Origin of the sequence: Pseudomonas sp. RL_15y_Pfl2_60 (assembly GCF_963970595.1) — a bacterium.
Classification (GTDB): domain Bacteria; phylum Pseudomonadota; class Gammaproteobacteria; order Pseudomonadales; family Pseudomonadaceae; genus Aquipseudomonas.
Window position 1 is genome coordinate 1 of sequence record NZ_CAXAOE010000010.1, and the last position, 5,582, is coordinate 5,582.

Below are 5,582 nucleotides of genomic sequence, written 5' to 3' on the forward strand. Positions count from 1 at the left end.
CATGATCTGGGGTTTCGGTATAGGCGCTTGACGATGACCTACTCTCACATGGGGAAACCCCACACTACCATCGGCGATGCATCGTTTCACTACTGAGTTCGGGATGGGATCAGGTGGTTCCAATGCTCTATGGTCGTCAAGCAATTTGTTTGAAGCCTCGTCAGGGACGCTGCTTCGAATCGGGTATGTGATGTTTGTAGTCTTGCAAACTTTCGGTTTTATCAACTTCTGTTATGACACACAAACAGCAAATTGTTTGGGTGTTATATGGTCAAGCCTCACGGGCAATTAGTATGGGTTAGCTCAACGCCTCACAGCGCTTACACACCCCACCTATCAACGTCGTAGTCTTCGACGGCCCTTTAGGGAACTCAAGGTTCCAGTGAGATCTCATCTTAAGGCAAGTTTCCCGCTTAGATGCTTTCAGCGGTTATCTTTTCCGAACATAGCTACCCGGCAATGCCACTGGCGTGACAACCGGAACACCAGAGGTTCGTCCACTCCGGTCCTCTCGTACTAGGAGCAGCCCCTCTCAAATCTCAAACGTCCACGGCAGATAGGGACCGAACTGTCTCACGACGTTCTAAACCCAGCTCGCGTACCACTTTAAATGGCGAACAGCCATACCCTTGGGACCGGCTTCAGCCCCAGGATGTGATGAGCCGACATCGAGGTGCCAAACACCGCCGTCGATATGAACTCTTGGGCGGTATCAGCCTGTTATCCCCGGAGTACCTTTTATCCGTTGAGCGATGGCCCTTCCATACAGAACCACCGGATCACTAAGACCTACTTTCGTACCTGCTCGACGTGTCTGTCTCGCAGTCAAGCGCGCTTTTGCCTTTATACTCTACGACCGATTTCCGACCGGTCTGAGCGCACCTTCGTACTCCTCCGTTACTCTTTAGGAGGAGACCGCCCCAGTCAAACTACCCACCATACACTGTCCTCGATCCGGATAACGGACCAGAGTTAGAACCTCAAGGTTACCAGGGTGGTATTTCAAGGTTGGCTCCACGCGAACTGGCGTCCACGCTTCAAAGCCTCCCACCTATCCTACACAAGTAAACTCAAAGTCCAGTGCAAAGCTATAGTAAAGGTTCACGGGGTCTTTCCGTCTAGCCGCGGATACACTGCATCTTCACAGCGATTTCAATTTCACTGAGTCTCGGGTGGAGACAGCGCCGCCATCGTTACGCCATTCGTGCAGGTCGGAACTTACCCGACAAGGAATTTCGCTACCTTAGGACCGTTATAGTTACGGCCGCCGTTTACCGGGGCTTCGATCAAGAGCTTCGCGTTAGCTAACCCCATCAATTAACCTTCCGGCACCGGGCAGGCGTCACACCCTATACGTCCACTTTCGTGTTTGCAGAGTGCTGTGTTTTTAATAAACAGTCGCAGCGGCCTGGTATCTTCGACCGGCATGTGCTTACGGGGTAAACCCTTCACACTCACCGGCGCACCTTCTCCCGAAGTTACGGTGCCATTTTGCCTAGTTCCTTCACCCGAGTTCTCTCAAGCGCCTTGGTATTCTCTACCTAACCACCTGTGTCGGTTTGGGGTACGGTTCCTAATTACCTGAAGCTTAGAAGCTTTTCCTGGAAGCATGGCATCAACCACTTCGTCGTCTAAAAGACAACTCGTCATCAGTTCTCGGCCTTAAGATCCCGGATTTACCTAAGATCTCAGCCTACCACCTTAAACACGGACAACCAACGCCGTGCTGGCCTAGCCTTCTCCGTCCCTCCATCGCAGTAATTAGAAGTACGGGAATATTAACCCGTTTCCCATCGATTACGCATTTCTGCCTCACCTTAGGGGCCGACTCACCCTGCGTCGATTAACGTTGCGCAGGAAACCTTGGTCTTTCGGCGTGCGAGTTTTTCACTCGCATTGTCGTTACTCATGTCAGCATTCGCACTTCTGATACCTCCAGCAAGCTTCTCAACTCACCTTCACAGGCTTACAGAACGCTCCTCTACCGCTCATCCTAAGATGAACCCGTAGCTTCGGTGTATGGTTTGAGCCCCGTTACATCTTCCGCGCAGGCCGACTCGACTAGTGAGCTATTACGCTTTCTTTAAAGGGTGGCTGCTTCTAAGCCAACCTCCTAGCTGTCTAAGCCTTCCCACATCGTTTCCCACTTAACCATAACTTTGGGACCTTAGCTGACGGTCTGGGTTGTTTCCCTTTTCACGACGGACGTTAGCACCCGCCGTGTGTCTCCCGTGCTGACACTTGCTGGTATTCGGAGTTTGCATCGGTTTGGTAAGTCGGGATGACCCCCTAGCCGAAACAGTGCTCTACCCCCAGCAGTGATACACGAGGCGCTACCTAAATAGCTTTCGAGGAGAACCAGCTATCTCCGAGCTTGATTAGCCTTTCACTCCGATCCACAGGTCATCCGCTAACTTTTCAACGGTAGTCGGTTCGGTCCTCCAGTTAGTGTTACCCAACCTTCAACCTGCCCATGGATAGATCGCCCGGTTTCGGGTCTATTCCCAGCGACTAAACGCCCTATTAAGACTCGCTTTCGCTACGCCTCCCCTATTCGGTTAAGCTTGCCACTGAAAATAAGTCGCTGACCCATTATACAAAAGGTACGCAGTCACAGAACAAAGTCTGCTCCCACTGCTTGTACGCATACGGTTTCAGGATCTATTTCACTCCCCTCTCCGGGGTTCTTTTCGCCTTTCCCTCACGGTACTAGTTCACTATCGGTCAGTCAGTAGTATTTAGCCTTGGAGGATGGTCCCCCCATATTCAGACAAAGTTTCTCGTGCTCCGTCCTACTCGATTTCATTGAAAAGAGATTTTCGCGTACAGGGCTATCACCCACTATGGCCGCACTTTCCAGAGCGTTCCGCTAATCTCTAATCAACTTAAGGGCTAGTCCCCGTTCGCTCGCCACTACTAAGGGAATCTCGGTTGATTTCTATTCCTCAGGGTACTTAGATGTTTCAGTTCCCCTGGTTCGCCTCTTACACCTATGTATTCAGTGCAAGATACCTAACTTATGTTAGGTGGGTTCCCCCATTCAGACATCTCCGGATCAAAGGTTATTTGCCACCTCCCCGAAGCTTTTCGCAGGCTATCACGTCTTTCATCGCCTCTGACTGCCAAGGCATCCACCGTATGCGCTTCTTCACTTGACCATATAACCCCAAGCAATCTGGTTATTGTCTATAACGTGAAGTAGACATTCGCCGAAAATTTGCAATTGAGAACTACAAATTTTACCTTGACCAAATTAATTACCAGTGAAAGTAATCAATTAGTCACTTCTATCACATACCCAAATTTTTAAAGAACGATTTTTCTTTCTAGTCAAAGACCAGAAATCAACATTCAACTGCCTAAACAGGAATGCTCATTTCTGAACACTAACAAAAACGAATCAAGCAATCTGTAAGTGGTGGAGCCAAGCGGGATCGAACCGCTGACCTCCTGCGTGCAAGGCAGGCGCTCTCCCAGCTGAGCTATGGCCCCATTTACATCTAAGGCCTAACCCCTCAACAATTGGTGGGTCTGGGCAGATTCGAACTGCCGACCTCACCCTTATCAGGGGTGCGCTCTAACCAACTGAGCTACAGACCCAATCGTCTTTCGCAATGAATCAAGCAATTCGTGTGGGAGCTTATAAGGAAGCTGATGTCGTCGATTAAGGAGGTGATCCAGCCGCAGGTTCCCCTACGGCTACCTTGTTACGACTTCACCCCAGTCATGAATCACACCGTGGTAACCGTCCTCCCGAAGGTTAGACTAGCTACTTCTGGTGCAACCCACTCCCATGGTGTGACGGGCGGTGTGTACAAGGCCCGGGAACGTATTCACCGTGACATTCTGATTCACGATTACTAGCGATTCCGACTTCACGCAGTCGAGTTGCAGACTGCGATCCGGACTACGATCGGTTTTATGGGATTAGCTCCACCTCGCGGCTTGGCAACCCTTTGTACCGACCATTGTAGCACGTGTGTAGCCCTGGCCGTAAGGGCCATGATGACTTGACGTCATCCCCACCTTCCTCCGGTTTGTCACCGGCAGTCTCCTTAGAGTTCCCACCATAACGTGCTGGTAACTAAGGACAAGGGTTGCGCTCGTTACGGGACTTAACCCAACATCTCACGACACGAGCTGACGACAGCCATGCAGCACCTGTGTCTGAGTTCCCGAAGGCACCAATCCATCTCTGGAAAGTTCTCAGCATGTCAAGGCCAGGTAAGGTTCTTCGCGTTGCTTCGAATTAAACCACATGCTCCACCGCTTGTGCGGGCCCCCGTCAATTCATTTGAGTTTTAACCTTGCGGCCGTACTCCCCAGGCGGTCAACTTAATGCGTTAGCTGCGCCACTAAATTCTCAAGGAATCCAACGGCTAGTTGACATCGTTTACGGCGTGGACTACCAGGGTATCTAATCCTGTTTGCTCCCCACGCTTTCGCACCTCAGCGTCAGTATCAGTCCAGGTGGTCGCCTTCGCCACTGGTGTTCCTTCCTATATCTACGCATTTCACCGCTACACAGGAAATTCCACCACCCTCTACTGTACTCTAGCTTGCCAGTTTTGGATGCAGTTCCCAGGTTGAGCCCGGGGCTTTCACATCCAACTTAACAAACCGCCTACGCGCGCTTTACGCCCAGTAATTCCGATTAACGCTTGCACCCTCTGTATTACCGCGGCTGCTGGCACAGAGTTAGCCGGTGCTTATTCTGTCGGTAACGTCAAAACAGCAACGTATTAAGTTACTGCCCTTCCTCCCAACTTAAAGTGCTTTACAATCCGAAGACCTTCTTCACACACGCGGCATGGCTGGATCAGGCTTTCGCCCATTGTCCAATATTCCCCACTGCTGCCTCCCGTAGGAGTCTGGACCGTGTCTCAGTTCCAGTGTGACTGATCATCCTCTCAGACCAGTTACGGATCGTCGCCTTGGTGAGCCATTACCTCACCAACTAGCTAATCCGACCTAGGCTCATCTAATAGCGTGAGGCCCGAAGGTCCCCCACTTTCTCCCGTAGGACGTATGCGGTATTAGCGTCCGTTTCCGAACGTTATCCCCCACTACTAGGCAGATTCCTAGGCATTACTCACCCGTCCGCCGCTCGTCAGCAAAGTAGCAAGCTACCTCCTGTTACCGCTCGACTTGCATGTGTTAGGCCTGCCGCCAGCGTTCAATCTGAGCCATGATCAAACTCTTCAGTTCAATACTGCAATTAGGTTTTGAGAAAACCTTATAAACTTGGCTCAGCAATCGCAAAACTTACAAATTAATGTAAGGTAACTCTCGAATTAACGAGTGTTGCTTTGTGATGCTGATAATCTGTTGACTATCAGTCTTACCTCACAAGCACCCACACGAATTGCTTGATTCAGTTGTTAAAGAGCGGTTGGTTAAGTCTTTCGTCTCAACCGAGGCGCGCATTCTACAGCAGCCTCATTTACTGTCAAGCTGTTTTTCGAAGTTCTTTTCCGAAGAAAACCGTTTCTACTCAACCACTTGCGCTTCCGATCAAACCAGCTTCTCGTCAGCGGGAGGCGCATTCTACAGCGTTCAAAACCGCTGTCAACACCTCTTTT

Annotated in this window: 2 tRNA genes and 3 rRNA genes; all 5 read right to left on the reverse strand. The window is 50.6% G+C overall.

The window, feature by feature from the left end:
• Positions 1–25: 25 nt before the first annotated feature.
• A 5S ribosomal RNA gene (gene rrf / locus AACY26_RS21205) occupies positions 26–141 on the reverse strand.
• 126 nt (positions 142–267) lie between these two features.
• Positions 268–3,158: ribosomal RNA gene (locus AACY26_RS21210) — 23S ribosomal RNA — on the reverse strand.
• Between the two features lie 258 nt (positions 3,159–3,416).
• Positions 3,417–3,492 (reverse strand) — tRNA-Ala (locus tag AACY26_RS21215).
• Positions 3,493–3,523: 31 nt separating this feature from the next.
• Positions 3,524–3,600, reverse strand: a tRNA-Ile gene (locus AACY26_RS21220).
• 65 nt (positions 3,601–3,665) lie between these two features.
• Positions 3,666–5,208 (reverse strand): 16S ribosomal RNA (locus tag AACY26_RS21225).
• Together the 16S, 23S and 5S rRNA genes with 2 tRNA genes alongside form the textbook arrangement of a ribosomal RNA operon.
• Positions 5,209–5,582: the final 374 nt, after the last annotated feature.